Annotated in this window: 14 protein-coding genes and 1 pseudogene; 8 read left to right on the top strand and 7 right to left on the bottom strand. The window is 70.0% G+C overall.

The window, feature by feature from the left end; translation table 11 throughout:
• Positions 1 to 77 precede the first annotated feature (77 nt).
• Positions 78 to 1496: a DUF6177 family protein gene (locus OG507_RS28170; protein WP_327369953.1), complete on the top strand. Its 1419-nt coding sequence runs from the start codon at positions 78 to 80 to the stop codon at positions 1494 to 1496.
• Between the two features lie 432 nt (positions 1497 to 1928).
• On the top strand, positions 1929 to 2936 hold the full coding sequence (locus OG507_RS28165; protein WP_442811032.1) for a terpene synthase family protein: 1008 nt from the start codon (positions 1929 to 1931) through the stop codon (positions 2934 to 2936).
• A gap of 79 nt (positions 2937 to 3015) precedes the next feature.
• Here the strand turns inward: OG507_RS28165 and OG507_RS28160 are convergent, their stop codons facing one another.
• Complete coding sequence (locus OG507_RS28160) at positions 3016 to 3231, bottom strand: EF-hand domain-containing protein (RefSeq protein ID WP_327369952.1); 216 nt, start codon at positions 3229 to 3231, stop codon at positions 3016 to 3018.
• 176 nt (positions 3232 to 3407) lie between these two features.
• On the opposite strand from OG507_RS28160, the gene OG507_RS28155 reads away from it, so the two are divergent.
• Complete coding sequence (locus tag OG507_RS28155) at positions 3408 to 4046, top strand: GNAT family N-acetyltransferase (protein WP_327369951.1); 639 nt, start codon at positions 3408 to 3410, stop codon at positions 4044 to 4046.
• Positions 4047 to 4058: 12 nt separating this feature from the next.
• Here OG507_RS28155 and OG507_RS28150 read toward each other — a convergent pair.
• The 4 genes and pseudogenes from OG507_RS28150 to OG507_RS28135 form a co-directional block, all read right to left on the bottom strand.
• Positions 4059 to 4214 (bottom strand): annotated as a pseudogene (locus OG507_RS28150) (scabin-related ADP-ribosyltransferase); the annotation flags it as partial.
• 361 nt (positions 4215 to 4575) lie between these two features.
• A complete protein-coding gene (locus OG507_RS28145; RefSeq protein WP_327369948.1) occupies positions 4576 to 5091 on the bottom strand; it encodes an ATP-binding protein in 516 nt (171 codons plus the stop codon).
• 251 nt (positions 5092 to 5342) lie between these two features.
• Positions 5343 to 6110, bottom strand: coding sequence for an enoyl-CoA hydratase/isomerase family protein (locus tag OG507_RS28140; RefSeq protein ID WP_327369947.1), 768 nt, complete (start codon positions 6108 to 6110; stop codon positions 5343 to 5345).
• Between the two features lie 87 nt (positions 6111 to 6197).
• On the bottom strand, positions 6198 to 7451 hold the full coding sequence (locus tag OG507_RS28135) for a L,D-transpeptidase (RefSeq protein WP_327369946.1): 1254 nt from the start codon (positions 7449 to 7451) through the stop codon (positions 6198 to 6200).
• A gap of 311 nt (positions 7452 to 7762) precedes the next feature.
• Between OG507_RS28135 and glgX the strand changes: the two genes are divergently transcribed.
• The 3 genes from glgX (at position 7763) to OG507_RS28120 (ending at position 13950) form a co-directional block, all read left to right on the top strand.
• A complete protein-coding gene (gene glgX / locus OG507_RS28130) occupies positions 7763 to 10063 on the top strand; it encodes a glycogen debranching protein GlgX (protein WP_327369945.1) in 2301 nt (766 codons plus the stop codon).
• A gap of 63 nt (positions 10064 to 10126) precedes the next feature.
• Entirely contained in the window at positions 10127 to 12079 is a 1953-nt protein-coding gene (locus OG507_RS28125; RefSeq protein WP_327369944.1) for an ABC transporter ATP-binding protein, read from the top strand.
• Positions 12076 to 13950, top strand: a complete 1875-nt coding sequence (locus OG507_RS28120) for an ABC transporter ATP-binding protein (protein WP_327369943.1) — start codon at positions 12076 to 12078, stop codon at positions 13948 to 13950. The genes OG507_RS28125 and OG507_RS28120 overlap by 4 nt, the downstream gene beginning before the upstream one ends.
• Here the strand turns inward: OG507_RS28120 and OG507_RS28115 are convergent.
• On the bottom strand, positions 13889 to 14230 hold the full coding sequence (locus OG507_RS28115) for a hypothetical protein (RefSeq protein WP_327369942.1): 342 nt from the start codon (positions 14228 to 14230) through the stop codon (positions 13889 to 13891). The genes OG507_RS28120 and OG507_RS28115 overlap by 62 nt on opposite strands.
• 20 nt (positions 14231 to 14250) lie before the next feature.
• On the opposite strand from OG507_RS28115, the gene OG507_RS28110 reads away from it, so the two are divergent.
• Both OG507_RS28110 and OG507_RS28105 read left to right on the top strand, forming a co-directional pair.
• Entirely contained in the window at positions 14251 to 14643 is a 393-nt protein-coding gene (locus tag OG507_RS28110; protein WP_327369941.1) for a TetR/AcrR family transcriptional regulator C-terminal domain-containing protein, read from the top strand.
• A 162-nt stretch (positions 14644 to 14805) separates the two neighbouring features.
• The gene (locus tag OG507_RS28105) at positions 14806 to 16848 is read left to right on the top strand and encodes a M4 family metallopeptidase (protein WP_327369940.1); all 2043 of its coding nucleotides are present in this window, start codon (positions 14806 to 14808) and stop codon (positions 16846 to 16848) included.
• 91 nt (positions 16849 to 16939) lie between these two features.
• Here the strand turns inward: OG507_RS28105 and OG507_RS28100 are convergent, their stop codons facing one another.
• Entirely contained in the window at positions 16940 to 18172 is a 1233-nt protein-coding gene (locus OG507_RS28100) for an alginate lyase family protein (RefSeq protein WP_327369939.1), read from the bottom strand.
• Between the last annotated feature and the right edge of the window lie 144 nt (positions 18173 to 18316).

Genomic DNA, 18316 nt, shown 5'->3' with positions numbered 1-18316 from the left:
CGGGAAGCCGTCCCGTACCCGCGGGGCGCGCCCCGCAGCACATCCGCACCCCGGACGAAGAAGGAACGGCCGACCACATGACCAAGGACGTCATCGCCCTCACGACGCGCATGCCCGACCCGTTGACCGTGCTCGCGGGTCTGCTCGCGGGCGGTCCCGACAAGCTGGTGGGGACGACGGGCGAGGATGCCGTCGTACAGCTCTGCGACGAGCAGGGCAGGCCGCTCGTCTCCGTGGAGGCGCCGCTGCTGGTCCAGGTCGCGGGCGAGGCCGAGCGGCTGCTCGGGGCCACCGCTCCCCCGGTCCCGTTCTGGTGGACGGAGGCCCGCGCGACCACGGGCGTCGAGGAGGCGGAGCTGCTCGCGGGCACCTTCGCGGCCCGGCTCGCCACGCTGGCCGGGGGCTCGGCCTGGCCGCCGGAGGCCGCGCGTTCCCTGGCCGTGGTGAAGACCGAGGGCGTGAGTGTCGCGCCGACGCCCGCGGCCGCGCAGCCCGCCGTGGACGCCCTCACCGACAAGGTCGCCGTCGTCATCCAGGACCGCCCGGTGATCGCCATGACGGCCTGGCTCTCGGACGCGTTCCGGGCCGCGGCCAACGCCGAGCTGGGGCTCCAGATCGTCACCTCGCCGGGGGTCACGCTCTCCCCCGCCGTACGCAACAGCCTGAGCGGCTGGCCCTCGCGCTGGGTGGTGCAGGACGAGCAGGACGGCTACTACGACGGTCTGTCCGGTGCCGTACTGCGGTGGCAGAACGGGCTGTTCGCGCCGGTCGAGGCGGCGAACCCGGTCCCCGGGGATCCGCGCACACCGGTGGCCGCCGCCTTCCAGCAGGTCTCGGAGACCGGCGAACGCCAGCTGGCCGTCTCGTTCCGCACGGTCCACCCCGCGGACGACCGTCTTGTGCTCGGCGGGGCCCTGGAGTCGGTGTGGCGCGAGCTGACCGGTGAGGCTCCGGCCGGCTGGGGCACCGCGGAGCCCGCCAACCTGCCCTGGTCGCTGCGGCGGCTGACCGATGTCGCCCACGAGCGGGCGCCCGCGCCGACCTGGCTCGTGGTGGTCGGCGGCCCGGACCGGCCCGGTCTGGCGACGGTCCGCATCAGCCGTACGAAGGCGGGCGTGGAGGAGGACGTCACGCTGGCGTTCGGCTACGGCCCCGACGAGGAGCTTCCGCTGGACGCCCTGCCCCGGGCGGCGGAGGTGCTCGCCACCCGTCATCATCTGCAGTCGATGCTCGTCCAACTCCGCAAGGCCCGGCGCGACTTGGCGGTTCCACCGCGCTTCGAGGGGCCCGGCGTCCCGCTGGCCTTCGTGCTCGGCGCGCAGGAGGTCCGCGAGATGCCCGGCGACCGCGCCCGGCGCACCCCGCTGTCCGAGCCGCCGGTCCAGCTCGGCCCGCGGTCCCGTCCGGCGCTGTACTACCCGCTGCCGGGCGACCCTTCGGATCTGTCGGGCTGGCAGGACTTCGAGCGGCTGATGCGGCATCTGAAGGGCGCCTGAGCAAGGCACGGAACAGGATCGGCCAGAAATCGACGAGCCGTGCAGACGGCCGCGCGCCCGGCACCGCGATCGTCCCAAGAGGTCACCAACCGCTCAGAGGTGCTCACTCGTCCCTGACGATCACGCAGTTTCGGTCACAAACGACTTCCCTCGCTCGCCCACACGGGGTTGACTATGGGTCACACATGGTGATGCCGCCGTCCTGAGCCAAGGGCGATTGCCACCGCGGACCCGCGAGCCCGGCCCCGACGCCCCGACCCCCGGCAGAGGAGAGTGAGCAGGGATGACCGGCTTATTCCGCACGGTGACCCTCTGGCCAAGGGCGGGTGGGAGCGGGCCGCCCGTCCCCCGATGTGTACTGGCGCCGACGCGTGAATTCGATCAGAACTCTGTTCGTATCGTTCATCCGCATCGTCTCGACGAGGGGCACCAATGAGCCAGATTGCGCTGCCAGAGTTTCATATGCCGTTCCAGAGCACGGGATGCAATCCCGGCATCGAGGAGACCAGGAAGGCCGCCTGGGAATGGGCTGGATCCAACGGTCTGGCACTCTCCCCGATGGCCCGGAAGAAGATGATCCGGACCAGGCCCGAACTCTGGATATCCCTCATATTCCCCACTGCTTCACAGCAGCACCTCGATCTCTTCTGCCAGTGGCTCTTCTGGGCCTTCCTCGTCGACGACGAGTTCGACGACGGCCCCGCGGGACGCGACCCCCGCATGTGCGAGGCCGCGATCGACCGGCTGGTGGCCGTGCTCGACGGCGAACAGCCGGGCGGTGCCATGGAGTACGCGCTCGTGGGCCTGCGGGACCGGACGTACCACGACCGCTCGCCGCGCTGGATCCGGCAGTTCCGGCGGGACACGGTCGCCTGGCTGTGGACCTACTACGCCGAGGCGGTGGAGCGGGCCGCCGGGCAGGTGCCGACCAGGAACGAATTCGTGAAGCACCGCCGGGATTCGGTGGCCATGCAGCCCTTCCTGGATCTGCACGAGATCACCGCCGGAATCGACCTCCCGGAATCGGCCCGCAGCCTTCCCGCGTATATCGCCCTGCGCAACGCGGTGACCGATCACTCGGGGCTCTGCAACGACATCTGCTCCTTCGAGAAGGAGGCGCTGCTCGGTTATGAGCACAATGCGGTACGGCTCATTCAGCGCGATCTCGGATTCACCCTCCAGCAGGCCGTCGACGAGGCCGGGAGACAGCTCGCCGAGATAGCGGAACGGGTACAGCGCGCCGAGAAGGAACTGATCGACGAAATAGAGGCGGCCGGGATCCACGGCCGCACCCGGGCCGCGCTGGAGCGCTGCGTGCAGGACTACCGCGGGCTGGTCCGGGGCGATTTCGACTACCACGCCCGTGCGGAGCGCTACACCCGTCCAGATCTGGTGGAGATCGACGAACGGGAGTCGCTGTCACGGTTCTTCGCTGCCTGAACGACCGCCTGAACGGCCGCGTATCCGCCCGTGGGCGCCGGTTTCGCCACCGGCGCCCCTCGGGCCGCACCCCGGCCCGTCAGCCCTTGTTCTGCGCCGCCCAGAACTCGTCGAACGTGAGCAGCCCGTCGCCGTTGGCGTCGTGCGAGTTGATGACGGCCTGGGCCACCGGCTCGGTGACGTAGGGGTCGCCGAGCTGCGCCATGGCGCTCTTGTACTCGGCGGCCGATATCAGCCCGTCGCCGTTCAGATCGAACCGTTCGAATGCCTTGCGCGCCGACTCGATGTCCGCCACAGTTCCGCCCCTTCGTAATGCCTGACCATTGCCTGACCAATGCCTGACCGGTGTCCGGTTGACGGTGGTCAGATTAACGGGCGCGACCGATGGCGGTCGCGGCGGCCGGTGGTCGATCATGGGTGGGGTGTCCGTCGCCCGGCGGACCGCGGTGCGGACCGGGGAGCGGAACGCCGATGGACGGCACACTGGCAGAGGTCCTGGCGGCTGCCGCACACGGCCGGTTTCCTCCGCCGGACGGGGCGACGACGGTGATCGGGCAGCCGAACGCGCGGGATGCGGGAGTGCTGGCGTTCACCGCGCACTCGGTGGTGTTCACCGACGAGGATCCGCGGTGGGTGCGGGCCGTGCTGGCCGCCACCCCCGGTGACGCGCTGGCCGCGACGATGAATCCGTACTTCCTGAACGCGCTGCTGGCCCGCACCGGCCGGCACATGAACACCATCGATCTGCTGACGGTCGCGAGCGCGCTGCCGGGCGAGCCGGGGATCGCGCTGCGGGAGATCGAGGACCCGGAGCATCCCAGGGTGGCGCGGGCGATGACGTACCGCGACGAGGTGCGGGTCTGGTCCACCGACGGCGGTGTGGTGATCCTCGGCCGGGGGGTCGCGGGGCGCTGGGAGACCGCGATCGAGGTGGCGCAGGAGGCGCGCGGCCGGCGGCTGGGCGAGCGGCTGGCGCGGGCGGCCCGGCATCTGGTGCCGGACTCGGTGGTGTGGGCGCAGCAGTCGCCCGGGAACGCCCGCAGTGTGCGGACGTTCCAGGCGGCGGGCTACCGGCCGGTGGGCTCCGAGGCCCTGTGGGTCGCGGGGTGAGTGTTCAGCGGATCAGTGGCGCCACGGCCTGTAGTGGGGGTTGTCGACGCCCTTGTCCATGTTCTCGGTCTTGGCCGCCTGGTTGATCGGGCACGCCCCGACGATGAACTTCCGGTCGACGCCGCCGGGGAAGGCGACCTCGACCTGGTCGGCGCACTTGTGGGTGTTCATGTACAGACACAGTAGGGGCGAAACGCACGCGGGGTACCAACGTGAACATACGGGGAACGCGAATGAATCACTCAACGAATCCCATAAATATTCATGGTTTTCCAGGCAAGTGACCCATCACACCTGCGATTCAGCGAGAGAATGTCCCGTTATGATCATTAAATACATCTTTTGAGGCTTTGGCGGCGGGGTCGTCCGTCTGCCATAGTCGGTGACACGACCGCATTGACCCGAGCCAGGTCGTCACAAGCGGCCGTGAACACACCCCCCATCTCACGGCCCTCACACAGAAGCCCCCGAAGCGCCGTACCACGGCAGACCGGGGGCTTCTGTGCATCCGGGCGTGGGCCCGCCGGGGTCAGCGGTCGGAGATCCGCATCTCGAACCAGGTGGTCTTGCCGCGCGGCAGCAGATCCACGCCCCACCGGTCGGAGAGCTTGTCGACGAGGAAGAGTCCCCGTCCGCTGACGTCCATCTCCTGGACGGGCATCAGACACGGCAGTCCGCGCGAGGGGTCGCGCACCTCGATCCTGATCCAGCCGCGCCGGCGCAGCATCCGTAACCCGAAGACCCTGGCACCGGTGTGCCGTACCGCGTTGCCGACGAGCTCCGAGACCAGCAGCACGGCGAACTCCGCGGTCTGCGGGGAGAGTGCCCACTGGCGCAGCACCACGCACGAGGTGAGCCGCCGGGCGGTGGCAGCGGACTCCGGGCGGGACGGCAGCCGGACTTCGCCCTCCGTCGGATTTCCGAACAACTCCAGTGCTTTGAACGCCTGTTCGTCCTCGACGGCCGACGTCCAGCGTGCCGCTGTCGCACCGCTGTGCGGTCGCGGCTGATCCACACCCTCCAGGCCCGCCATGCACACCATCATGGCCGCAAGGTGGGCGCTCCGGGGCCGTTCCCACGGAATCCACACACCGGAATGCCTCATTCCACAGAGGTGGATAGGCATATGCCACCGGCAGGACGAGGCCCGTCACACCACCCCTGACCTGCACCGATATGGCGCCCGAGCGAGTTTGCCACCGCCTTCGGCCGACTGGGCCTTAAGGTTCTCTTAAGGCCCAGCTAATCCGCCCGCACGGATGAACGCGCGTCAGTCTGTGCCCAACTGGCGTTCGGTCAGAGGAACTTGGCCTTGCCCGGACCCTCTTCCACAAAGCTGCGCATTCCGCGCTCCCGGTCCTCGGTGGCAAACAGACCGGCGAACCAGTTCCGCTCGATCGTGAGCCCGGTGTCGATGTCCGTCTCCAGTCCGGCGTCGACGGATTCCTTGGCGGCGCGCAGTGCGAGAGCGGGCCCCTTCGCCAGCCCGGCGGCCCAGGCGTGCGCCTGCTCGTACACCTCGGCGGCGGGCACCACACGGTCCACCAGACCGATCGTCAGGGCCTCCTCGGCCTTCACATGGCGGCCGGTGAAGATCAGGTCCTTGGCGCGGGACGGGCCGATCAGCCGGGCGAGGCGCTGAGTGCCGCCCGCGCCGGGGATCAGTCCGAGCAGGATCTCGGGCTGGCCCAGCCTGGCGTTGTCGGCGGCGATCCGGAAGTCGGCACAGAGCGCCAGCTCGCAGCCGCCGCCCAGCGCGTAGCCGGTGACTGCGGCGACGACGGGCTTGGGGATGCGGGCCACCGCGGTGAAGGAGTCCTGCAACGCCTTGGACCGCACGACCATCGCCGTGTGGTCCATCGCCTGCATCTCCTTGATGTCCGCGCCCGCCGCGAACACCTTCTCGCCGCCGTAGAGGACCACGGCGCGCACGTCGTCGCGCCGGGTGGCCTCCTCGGCGAGTTCACGCAGCCGGTCCTGGGTGGCGACATCCAGGGCGTTCATGGGCGGCCGGTCCAGCAGGATCGTGCCGACGCCGTCGGTCACTTCGAGGGTTACGGTCATGGGAGGCAGGTTAACCGTCGCTAACGCGGACGGACCCGGTGCTGTTGGTCACAGCGCCGGGTCCGCTCGTTCTCCGTACGAAGGGAGCTACTTGGTCCACTCCGACCAGGACATGTTCCAGCCGTTGAGGCCGTTGTCCGGCTGGATCGTCTTGTCCCTGGAGTTCTTCACGACCACGACGTCACCGATGAGCGAGTTGTCGAAGAACCAGGCGGCCGGGGTCTTCTTGCTCCAGGCGCCGCGCACGTCCTGCAGACCGACACAGCCGTGGCTGGTGTTGGTCGTGCCGAAGACGCCGGATCCGCCCCAGTAGTTGCCGTGGATGAAGGTGCCCGAGGTGGACAGGCGCATCGCGTGCGGCACGTCCTTGATGTCGTACTCGCCGCCGAAGCCGACGGTGTCGCCGTTCATCCGGGTCACCTTGAGCTTCTCGCTGATGACCATCTGGCCGTTGTACGTGGTGGTCGCCGGGGCCCCCGCCGAGATCGGGATGTTCCTGATCTGCTCGCCGTCACGGACGACCCTCATCCGGTGCGTGCTCGCGTCGACGGTGCTGACCTGCCTGCGGCCGATGGTGAACGAGATCGTCTTGGCCTGCTTGCCGTAGACGCCCGGACGCCCCTCGACGCCGTCGAGGTTGAGCTTCACGGTCACCTTGGTTCCCGCGGCCCAGTAGTCCTCGGGGCGGAAGTCGAGGCGGTCGTTGCCGAACCAGTGGCCCTCGATCGGCACGGACGGCTCGGCCGTCACCTTGATGGCGTTCTCCACCGCGGCCGGGTCGGTGATGCCACGCGTGAAGTGGATCGAGACGGGCATGCCGACACCGACCGTGGAACCGTCCTCGGGGGTGTACTGCCCGATGAAGGTGTTCTGCGGGACCAGCGTCGTGAAGGTGGTGTCCTTCGCCGACTCACGGCCCTTCGCGTCCTTGGCGACCGCGTGGACCTTGTACTTGGTCGCCGCGGCCAGATGCATCTGCGGTGTCCAGCTCGTGCCGTCCGCCGCGATCTCGCCCTCGATCTCGGTGCCCTTGGGGTCGGAAACCCGGACCGTGGTCAGCTTCCCCTGCGCGGCGGAGATCTTCAGCGCGCCGCTGGTGGCGACGGAATCCGCCCCGTCCTTCGGCGCGATGGTCACCACGGCCTGCGAGGCGGCGGTGTCCTCTACCTTCGCCCCGCCCTTGCGGTTCTTGTCCGCACTGCCGGCGTCGTCGCCCCCGCCGCACGCCGTCACCAGCAACAGCAGCGCACCCAGTACCAGAGCCAGCAGTCCGGTGGCCCCACGCCCTCGCCGTCCGCTGTCCGCCCCGACCGATGTCCCCGATATCGGCTGCCCGTTCAATGTGCTCGTCTCCCCTCACACGGCCTGGCCCCGCCAAGACCCTGGGAACCCGCAGGTCCCCGCCCCCGCGCGCGGCACATGCGCGCTCAGCGAAAGATAATCACACCAGCCATGGGGATATGACCCCTCGGCATGTCACCGTTCCGTCCCAAACGTGACCCCAGCTCAGGACAGGGCCGGACGGGGGAAACGTGAGTGCGGGCCCCCGCGTGGGCAGAAGAGAGGGGAGGACCACACTCGGGGAGCCGCGGCCGGGACGCCGCGCGCTCCCTTTCGGTGCCAGGTCCCCACGAGCCGCGGGAGGCGAGCAGGTGTCGAGCGCAGCCGAGCAGGAGGCAGTGCAGGAGACGGAAACCGAGACGGCCACGGCCACGGCGGCCGGGCTGCGAAGTACGCGGGAGGCCGTGCCCCGGAGCGTGCGGGAGGCCGGGTCGCAGAGCGCGCGGGAAGCCGTGCCCGGGCGGCCGCCCGCCGTGTGGCCCGGGGCGCCGATGCCGCTCGGGGCCCGCTTCCGGGTGGGTCCCGACGGGGTGGCGGGCACCAACTTCGCGCTCTGGGCGGGCGGCGCGGAGGCCGTCGACCTCTGCCTCTTCGACGAGGACGGGAGCGAGACGCGCCTCGCGCTGACCGAGCTGACCCATGAGATCTGGCACGGCTTCGTGCCGGGCGTACGGCCCGGCCGGCGCTACGGCTACCGGGTGCACGGCCGCTGGGACCCATGGACCGGCGCCCGCTGGAACGCGGCGAAGCTGCTCCTGGACCCGTACGCACGGGCCGTGGACGGCTCGTTCACCCTCCCGGCCGAGGTGTACGGCCATGTGAGGGACTGGCCGCACCAGCAGGTCGCCGACACCGTGCGCGACGAACGGGACTCCGCCCCGTACGTCCCCAAAGGGGTCGTGGTCCACGATGACGACGACTGGGCGGAGGACCGCCGGCCCAAGACCCCGTGGGCGGACTCAGTCATCTACGAGCTGCACGTACGCGGCTTCACCAAGCTGCACCCCGGCATCCCCGAGGAGCTGCGGGGCACGTACGCCGGTCTCGCCCACCCGGCGGCCATCGGGCATCTCCAGCGGCTCGGGGTCACCGCGGTGGAGCTGCTGCCGGTGCATCAGTTCGCCCACGAGGACCATCTGCTGCGGCGCGGACTGCACAACTACTGGGGCTACAACTCCATCGGCTACTTCGCCCCGCACGCCGACTACTCGGCGAGCGGCACCACGGGCCAGCAGGTCGGCGAGTTCAAGCGGATGGTGCGGGCCCTGCACGACGCCGGGATCGAGGTGATCCTCGACGTGGTCTACAACCACACGGCGGAGGCGAGCGAGCTGGGTCCGATGCTGTCGCTGCGCGGCATCGACAACCGCGGCTACTACCGCCTCCAGTCCGACGCCCGCAGATACGCGGACTACACCGGCTGCGGCAACACACTGCACGTCGTCCAGCCGCACGTCCTGCGGCTGATCACGGACTCGCTGCGCTACTGGGTCACGGAGATGGGCGTCGACGGCTTCCGTTTCGATCTGGCGGCCGCGCTGGCCCGCTCGATGCACGACGTCGACATGCTCTCGCCGTTCCTCGCGGTGATCGCCCAGGACCCGGTGCTGCGCCGGGTGAAGCTGATCGCCGAGCCGTGGGACGTCGGCAACGGCGGCTACCAGGTGGGCGCCTTCCCCCCGCTGTGGACCGAGTGGAACGACCGCTACCGGGACGCCGTACGGGACTTCTGGCGTGGCGCCCTGCCCGACGTACGGGATCTCGGCTACCGGCTGACCGGCTCCAGCGATCTGTACGCATGGGGCGGCAGGCGTCCGTACGCCTCGGTCAACTTCGTCACCGCGCACGACGGCTTCACCCTGCGCGATCTGGTCAGCTACGAGCAGAAGCACAACGAGGCCAACGGCGAGGGCAACCAGGACGGCACCTCGGACAACCGGGCCTGGAACTGCGGCGCCGAGGGCGAGAGCGACGACCCCGGCATCAACGCGCTGCGCCGCCGCCAGCTGCGCAACCTGCTCACCACCCTGCTGCTGTCGACAGGGGTGCCGATGCTGGTCGCGGGCGACGAGATGGGTCGTACGCAGGGCGGCAACAACAACGCCTACTGCCAGGACAACGAGGTCAGCTGGCTGGACTGGTCGCTGCTCGACCGGCCCGAGTGGCGGGCGCTGACCGAGCTGACGTCCCGGCTCCTCGCCCTGCGCCACACCCACCCGGTGCTGCGCCGCCGCGCCTTCTTCTCCGGGCGGGCGCAGGCGGCGGACGGGCTGCGGGATCTGGCGTGGTTCACCCGGGAGGGTGCGGAGATGACGGAGGAGGACTGGTACGCGCCGGCGGCGACGGTCGGGCTGTATCTCTCCGGACGCGACATCCCCGGCCGGGACGCGCGCGGCGAACCCGTCACGGACGACAGCTTTCTGGCGATCCTGCACGCGGACCACCGGCCGAGCGGCTTCCGGCTCCCTGGACCGCCGTGGGCCCAGAGTTACGAACTGGTCCTGGACACCTCGCGGGAGGACCAGACCACGGCTCCCGGCACGGTCCACCGGGGCGGCGGAACGCTGACCGTGCCGGCCAGGTCGGTGCTGCTGCTGCGGGTGCGGGAGTAAGGGGCGGGAGCGGCCGGAAAACCACATGAGCGATGTCAGTGGTGAACCGTAGGCTCGCCTGTGATGCCCGAAGAACATGTAGAGCCCAAGAACCGGTCCACCGTGCGCTCCCTGCTGCGGTTGTGGCCCTATGTGAAGCCGGTACAAAAGCGCCTGTCCGGCGCCGCTGTGGTCGCGACAGTCGCCTCCAGCATCGGCCTGGTGATCCCTCTCGTACTGAAGTGGATCGTCGACGGCCCGGTGGCGGACCGCGACCCGGGCGGTGTCTGGCTCGGCGCGCTGTATCTGCTGTTGCTGGGCATCGGCGAGGCCGTGCTCTTCGGGGTGCGGCGGTGGATGGTGGCGCGGCCGCTGGCGGGCGTCGAGGCGGCGATGCGGGCCGATCTGTACCGGCATCTGCAGCGGCTGCCGGTGGCGTTCCACGACCGCTGGCCCTCGGGGCAGCTGCTGTCGCGCGGGACCACGGACCTGATGCTGGTGCGCATGTTCCTGGCCTTCCCGCTGACCTTCCTGCTGGTCAACGGCGTGACGATCCTCATCGGTTTCGTCATTCTGCTGATGCAGCAGTGGACGCTGGGACTGGTGCTGCTCGCCCCTGTGGTGCCGCTGGTGATTCTCTGCTCGGCCTTCGAGTCGAAGTACTCGGCCGTGGCACGCACGGCGCAGGACCAGGTCGGTGATCTGACGACGGTCGTCGAGGAGAGCGTGCTCGGCATCCGCATCATCAAGGGCTTCGGCCGGCACCGCAGTCAGGCCCTCGCGTTCCGTGCCCTCTCGCAACGGCTGCGCACCACGGAGCTGGGCAAGGCCCGCCTCCTCGCGGGCATCTGGGCCGCCATCACCGCGATCCCCGAGCTGGCCATCGGGGCGGCGCTGGTCCTCGGCGCGGTCCAGGTCGCGGACGGCGGGCTCTCCGCGGGCACGCTGGTCGCCTTCCTCTCCACGGCGCTCGCGCTGCGGTGGCCGATCGAGTCGATCGGCTTCCTGCTGGCGATGAGCCAGGAGTCGGCGACGGCGACCGAGCGGTTCTTCGAGGTGATGGATGCGCCGGAGGAGGACGCCACGGACGACGCGGACGACGCGGACGACGCGGACGACGCGGACGACCACGCGCCGAAGGGCACGTCCGGTCACGGCGAAATGGTCTTCGAGGGTGTGGAGTTCCGCTATCCCGACGCGGAGGCCGGTTCCGTACCCGTACTGTCCCGGATCGATCTGCGCGTCCGTCCCGGCGAGACGATGGCCCTGGTCGGGGCCACGGGCTCCGGGAAGACGACGCTGACCGCGCTCGTGCCGCGGCTGCACGAGGCCACCGCGGGGCGGATCACGCTGGACGGCAGGGACATCACGGCCATGCCCCGGGGGCGGCTGCGCGAGCTGGTGTCCGTGGCGTTCGAGGAGCCGACGCTCTTCTCGGCGAGCGTCGGGGAGAACGTGCTGATGGGCGCCGAGGGCGCCGGGGAGGACGAGCTGCGGCGGGCGCTCGCGGTCGCGCAGGCCGACTTCGTGTACGACCTGCCCGAGGGCATCGGCACCCAGGTCGGCGAGCAGGGGCTGAGCCTCTCCGGCGGACAGCGGCAACGGCTCGCGCTGGCCCGTGCCGTGGTCGGCCGGCCGCGCTTCCTGGTGCTCGACGATCCGCTCTCCGCCCTGGATGTGCACACGGAGACGCTGGTGGAGGCCGCGCTGCGGCAGGTGCTGGACGAGACGACGGCGATCGTGGTCGCGCACCGGCCGTCCACCGTGATGCTGGCGGACCGGGTGGCGCTGCTGTCGGAGGGCCGGATCACCGCGGTCGGCACGCATCAGGAGCTGCTGAGCAGCAGCGCGGAGTACGCCTGGCTGATGTCGGGCGCGGGAAGCGCGCAGGAGGGCGCTCCGGCACAGGACGCCTTCCCTGACGCGTCCGGCCTGTCCGACCTGTCCGCTCCGTCCGATCCCTCTGCCGCACCTGCCTCGTCCGGCGAGGGCCGCCTCGTGCCGGATGCCCCAGCCGAGAAGGGCCTCACCCGATGACCAGTACGACGGCCGGGCCCACCGACCGGCGACGCGATGCGCGCAAGAAGTCCGGGGGCCCGGCGCCCTCCGACGGCGCCGGGGACCGGTTCGACCGGGACGAACTGCCCACGCCCCGTGGTGCGACCCGTGTCCTGCTGATGTCCCTGCTCCGGCCGCACCGGAGCAGGGTGATCGTGTCCGCGCTGTTGCTGCTGATCCAGCAGGCGGCGGTGCAGGCGGGCCCGCTGCTCGTCGCGTACGCCATCGACAGCGGGGTGCCCGCCTTCCGGGACAAGGACTACGGGCCGCTGATCGCGGTGGCCGTGGGGTACGCGCTGTGCTCGGTGGCCGCGGGAGCGATGCAGTACGCGTTCATCCGCGCCTCCGCCCGGATCAACCAGGACGTGCTGCTCGATCTGCGCGGGCGGATCTTCCGGCACGCGCAGGCGCTGAGCGTGGACTTCCATGAGCGTTACACCTCGGGCCGGCTGATCTCCCGTTCCACCACGGATGTGGAATCGCTGCGGGAACTGCTCAGCGAGGGACTGCAGGAGCTGATCGGCATCGTCCTGTCCTTCGTCTCCATCTCGTTGGTGCTGCTCTGGCTGGACTTCGGCCTCGGCGCGCTCGCGGTGCTGTCGTTCGTACCCCTGTATCTGCTGGTACGGCTCTACCGGCGGCGGGCCGGACTGCTGTTCGCGGCGCGGTCGACGGCGATCGCCGCGGTCATCGTGAAGTTCGCGGAGACGATGAACGGCATCCGTCCCGTCCAGGCCTTCCGCCGCGAGCGCATCAACGACACGCACTTCGAGGGGCTCAACGACACGCACCGGTGGAAGAACGGCGGCGCGATGCTGGAGATGGCGCGCTATGTCGTCGGCTCCCGGCTGGTCGCCAACACGGCGGTCGCCGGGATCGTGCTCTGGGGCGCGTACCGCGTGGCGTCGGGCACCCTGGCGCTCGGTGTGCTGGCCGCGGCCGTGCTGTATCTGCGCCGGCTGTACGACCCGATCGACCGGCTCGGCATGTTCCTCAACTCCTATGAGTCGGCCGCGGCTTCGCTGGAGAAGATCGCGGGTCTGCTGGCCCAGACCCCCTCCGTCCCCGAGGCCTCGCAGCCGCGCGAGCTGCCAGCTCTCACGGGTGAGCACCCGGGCCGCGAGGTCGTCTTCGACTCGGTGAGCTTCGCCTACCGGACGGGCGGCGAGGTGCTGCCCCGCTTCGATCTGACGGTCCCGGCGGGCCAGACGGTGGCCGTGGTCGGTGCTACGGGCGCGGGCAAGTCGACGCTCGCCAAGCTGCTGGCCCGCTTCTACGACCCGACCGACGGGCGGGTGCTGCTGGACGGGACCGATCTGCGGGAGCTGGCCGTGCCGGAGCTGCGCCGGGGTGTGGTGATGGTGACCCAGGAGGCGTTCCTGTTCTCCGGCACGGTCGCCGAGAACATCGCGATCGGCAGCCCCGACGCGAGCCGTGAGGAGATCGAGCAGGCCGCCAAGGCGATCGGCGCGCACGATTTCATCGCCGGACTGCCCGAGGGGTACGACACCGACGTACGCAAGAGGGGCGGCCGGATCTCGGCCGGTCAGCGCCAGTTGGTCGCGTTCGCCCGGGCCCTGCTGGCGAACCCGGCGGTGCTGATCCTCGACGAGGCGACGAGCTCCCTGGACATCCCCGGCGAGCGGGCGGTGCAGCGGGCCATGGACACGGTGCTGCACGGCAGGACCGCGGTCGTGATCGCCCACCGCCTGTCGACGGTGGAGATCGCGGACCGGGTCCTGGTGATGGAGCACGGGCGCATCGTGGAGGACGGTGCCCCGTCCGAACTCATCGGCGGCCCGGGCCGCTTCGCCGGTCTCCACCGGGCATGGCGGGAGAGCCTGGCGTGACGGGGGAGTCCGGCATGACGGAAGGGACCGGAGTGACAGGGGCGGTCTGACCGGGGCGGCTCGGGGAGCCGCTCCTGAGCAGGACGACGGAGAGGAGGGCCGCACCCGCCATCGCGGCGGCGGCACCGGCCGCGGCCATGTTCATGCTGTGGGTGAAGGCCCGGAAAGCGGTGGAGAGCACCGTGTCCCGCAGCTCGTGCGGGAGCCGGCGGGCCACCGCGACCGCCCCTCCCAGGGTCTCCCGCGCGGCGTCGGACGCGGCGGGCGCGGCCTTGCCCATGTCCCGGCCGTACACGGTGGATGGCGCACGCCATGGCCTCCTTCACCCGGCCGACGGCGTCCCCGCGCGCGATGCGGTACACGGAGTGGGTGCTGTACGCCCTGGCGGGCACCGGGCTCCCGCTGGACGCCAAGCTGCACATCCACCTCACGCTGTTCGCCCATGTCCAGGGGCTGGCCCTGGCCGCCGACATGGAGGCGCAGGCGCAGCAGGACACCGGACTGTCCGACGCGGAGTGGATGGAAAAAAATGAGCCACAGTTCGACGCGATCTCGGCCAGCGGCGACTACCCCCTGCTCAACTCTCTGTTCGAACACGATGAGTTCGAGCTCGACCTGGACTCGCTCTTCGAATTCGGGCTGCGGCGGATGCTGGACGGCATCGCGGTAACGCTCGGCGAAACGTCCGCTTAACGAACATGACCTTCCAGGCAACGAACGAGTTCCGGCCAAGTTCTTGACGGGGCCCTGACAGGAACCTCCTCCGGCTGCCACTCTTCACCCCGTTCTGCGCACTTCTCGTTCGCCCCGGCGGTTCACCCTCCCGCCGGCACCCCCCTCGCAGAAGGAGTCCGCGTGAGATCCACGCCCAGCCGTCGTGCCACCGCGACCGGCGCTCTGATAGCCGCAGCAGCCCTCCTCGCCGTCGGAGTCCAGACCGGTACGGCCACGGCCACGGTCGGCAGCGCCACCGCGGCGGTACCGGCGGCAGCCGGCGCCGACCACGGCGCCCTGACCAAGCAGCTGACCCCGTCCCAGCGCGCCGAGCTGATCCGCCGGGCCGACGCGACCAAGGCGGCCACGGCCAAGGAGCTCGGCCTCGGCTCGCAGGAGAAGCTCGTCGTCAAGGACGTCATCCAGGACAACGACGGCACCACGCACACGCGTTACGAGCGCACCTTCGCCGGACTCCCGGTGCTCGGCGGCGACCTGGTCGTCCAGGAGTCCAAGGCCGGCGCGACCGAGGACGTCACCAAGGCGTCCAAGGTGACCAGCGGCCAGCTGAAGGCCGTGGACACGACGGCCGAACTCGCGCCCGCCGCGGCCGAGAAGCAGGCACTGGGCCTCGCCAAGGCCGACGGCTCCAAGAAGACCGAGGCCGACCGGGCACCCCGCAAGGTGGTCTGGGTGGCGAACGGCAAGCCGCAGCTCGCCTACGAGACCGTCGTCGGCGGCCTCCAGGAGGACGGGACCCCGAACCAGCTGCACGTCATCACCGATGCCACCACCGGCGCGAAGCTGTACGAGTGGCAGGCCATCGAGAACGGCACCGGCAACACCCAGTTCAGCGGCCAGGTCACCCTCGGCACCTCGGGTACGGGTCCGTACACCCTGACCGACGCCGCCCGCGGCGGCCACAAGACGTACAACCTGAACCACGGTACGTCCGGCACCGGAACGCTCTTCTCCGGCGCCGACGACGTCTGGGGCAACGGCTCCGCGTCCAACGTCGAGACCGCCGCCGCGGACGCGCACTACGGCGCGGCCGAGACGTGGGACTACTACAAGAACGTCTACGGCCGCAGCGGCATCCGCGGCGACGGCGTCGGCGCGTACTCCCGCGTCCACTACGGCAACAACTACGTGAACGCCTTCTGGGACGACAGCTGCTTCTGCATGACCTACGGCGACGGCAGCGGCAACGCGGCGCCGCTGACCTCCCTCGACGTGGCGGCGCACGAGATGACGCACGGCGTCACCGCCGCCACCGCCGACCTGAACTACAGCGGCGAGTCCGGTGGCCTCAACGAGGCGACCAGCGACATCTTCGCCACCGCCGTCGAGTTCTACGCGAACAACGCCACCGACAAGGGCGACTACCTCATCGGTGAGAAGATCGACATCAACGGCGACGGCACCCCGCTGCGCTACCAGGACAAGCCGAGCAAGGACGGCGCGTCCAAGGACGCGTGGTACTCGGGCATCGGCAACATCGACGTCCACTACTCCTCGGGCCCGGCGAACCACTTCTTCTACCTGCTCTCCGAGGGCAGCGGCGCCAAGGTCATCGACGGGGTCTCGTACGACTCGCCGACCTCCGACGGTCTGCCGGTGACCGGCATCGGCCGCGACAAGGCCGCCCTGATCTGGTACAAGGCGCTCACCACCAAGTTCACCTCGACGACGAACTACGCGGCGGCCCGCACCGGCACCCTCGCCGTGGCCGGTGAGCTGTACGGCACGACCAGCGCCGAGTACAAGTCCGTCGCGGACGCCTGGGCCGGCATCAACGTCGGTACGCGCCCCGGCGACCCCGGCGACCCCGGTGACGGCACGGTCTTCGAGAGCACCACCCCGGTCGCCATTCCGGACCGCGGCGCGGCCGTCACCAGCACGGTCAACGTCACCGGCGTCAGCGGCAACGCGCCCAGCGACCTCAAGGTCGGCGTGGACATCACCCACACCTGGCGCGGTGACCTGGTCATCGACCTCGTCGCCCCGGACGGCACGGCCTACCGGCTGAAGAACTCCTCGTCCTCCGACTCGGCGGACAACGTCCAGACGACCTACACGGTCAACGCCTCCTCCGAGGTGGCCAACGGCTCCTGGAAGCTCAAGGTCCAGGACGTCTACTCGGGTGACACCGGCACGATCAACAGCTTCAAGCTGACCTTCTGATCCCCGGGGCCGGACCCGGTCCGGCACAGCCGCCCGGGAGGAGCGCACGCTCCTCCCGGGCGGTTTCCTGTGTCCGGCGGGCGGACGGCGGTCAGTTGGGGTTGTTCGCGTGGGTCAGGGTCTCCCAGGCGACGAACAGGTTGTTGGACCCGGCGGGCCGCTGCTGCTCGGTGAGGGTCTGGGTGTTGGTCATGGCGATGCCCATCCGGTTGTGCAGGGCATTGAAGCCGACCTCGGTGACCGGGCCCAGATTGTCCTTGAGCGTGCCGCCGCACAGCGACGACGGAACCGCCGTGCCCAGCTGGTACTTGGAGTGCAGACCCAGGGCGTGACGCAGCCGGTCGGCTATCTCGGGGTAGAGGTCCTGGCCCTGGATCCGGCCGGTCTCGGCGATGTGCGAGATGGCGGAGATTCCGTAACCGGTGTGGGTGAGGTCGCGGCAGGTCTCCTGGGAGAGTCCGTCCATGAAGGTCGTCTGGCCCTGCCAGTAGTTGATGATCTCGTCACGGGTGTCCAGGCCACTGCCCGGTGCGGTCTTCGGCAGGGCGCCGTCGGAGGTCAGATAGATGTACGCGGGGACGCGGCCGCGGAACTTGGCGACCGCCTTGTCGTAGGAGGTGCGGTCCTCCAGGAAGACCGCGATGCCGATCGCGGCCTCGGTCATGCTCAGCTCCCAGTTCCCGTTGCTGTTGGAGCCGTTGATGACCTTCGGGAGGTAGACGTTGCGCAGCATGGTCGCGAAGCGGCCGGAGTTCGGCCAGCTGCTGTAGGTGTACTTGATGATCTCGGCGGCGCGCGGCCAGGAGGAGCCGGCCCAGCCGGTCTGGAGGGGTGCGTTGCTGTTGGTGTGGTCCTGGATCACGGCCGACCAGGCGTCCATGATCTCGACGGCCTTCTGGGCGTAGCGGCTGTCCTGAGTGATGTACCAGGCCAGCGCGAGGGTGTAGGCGGCTATCGCGTCCTCGCGCTCGTCGGTGCAGCCGTAGTTGGGGTTGGAGTACGAACCGCATTCCACGACGGCGCGCGGCTTGGCGGTGCGGGTGAGCGAGGCGTACTTGCTGGCCAGCATCTGGTCGTACGCGCTCTTCCAGGGCTGGGCGCCGGCCTGCACCCTCCCTCGTACGAAGTCGAGTTGGGGACGGCTGACGAGGACGCCGGGGTGGGTGAAGGCGGCGGGGGCGGCGGCCGCGGCGGGCTTCATCGCCGAGGAGTCCGGGGCGGGGGCGGCCCTGTCCGCCGATGCCGGGGCCATGAAGAGCACGGTGATCAGCGAGGCCAGAGCGGCGGCGAGCGCGAGGCCTCGCCCGGTGGATCCGGTGCGCATGTGGGGTGCCTTCCGGTACGGGGGTGGTCCGGCAACTCGCCCTGCATCCACGGAGTTCATGGATATGAACATCGGATCGAGTTGTGAACCTGCAATGAGTGAGGAACTTAAAGGCATCCCATGGACACGTCAAGACGCTGTGTT

Origin of the sequence: Streptomyces sp. NBC_01217 (assembly GCF_035994185.1) — a bacterium.
Taxonomy (GTDB): Bacteria; Actinomycetota; Actinomycetes; order Streptomycetales; family Streptomycetaceae; genus Streptomyces.
Note: the sequence above shows the minus strand (reverse complement) of the source record. Positions and strands in the feature narration are given on the sequence as shown.

Coding starts and splice junctions, on each gene's coding strand:
- OG507_RS28170 (WP_327369953.1), top strand. CDS start 78: ATGACCAAGGACGTCATCGCCCTCACGACGCGCATGCCCGACCCGTTG.
- OG507_RS28165 (WP_442811032.1), top strand. CDS start 1,929: ATGAGCCAGATTGCGCTGCCAGAGTTTCATATGCCGTTCCAGAGCACG.
- OG507_RS28155 (WP_327369951.1), top strand. CDS start 3,408: ATGGACGGCACACTGGCAGAGGTCCTGGCGGCTGCCGCACACGGCCGG.
- OG507_RS28145 (WP_327369948.1), bottom strand. CDS start 5,091: ATGATGGTGTGCATGGCGGGCCTGGAGGGTGTGGATCAGCCGCGACCG.
- OG507_RS28140 (WP_327369947.1), bottom strand. CDS start 6,110: ATGACCGTAACCCTCGAAGTGACCGACGGCGTCGGCACGATCCTGCTG.
- OG507_RS28125 (WP_327369944.1), top strand. CDS start 10,127: ATGCCCGAAGAACATGTAGAGCCCAAGAACCGGTCCACCGTGCGCTCC.
- OG507_RS28120 (WP_327369943.1), top strand. CDS start 12,076: ATGACCAGTACGACGGCCGGGCCCACCGACCGGCGACGCGATGCGCGC.
- OG507_RS28115 (WP_327369942.1), bottom strand. CDS start 14,230: ATGGGCAAGGCCGCGCCCGCCGCGTCCGACGCCGCGCGGGAGACCCTG.
- OG507_RS28110 (WP_327369941.1), top strand. CDS start 14,251: ATGGCGCACGCCATGGCCTCCTTCACCCGGCCGACGGCGTCCCCGCGC.
- OG507_RS28100 (WP_327369939.1), bottom strand. CDS start 18,172: ATGCGCACCGGATCCACCGGGCGAGGCCTCGCGCTCGCCGCCGCTCTG.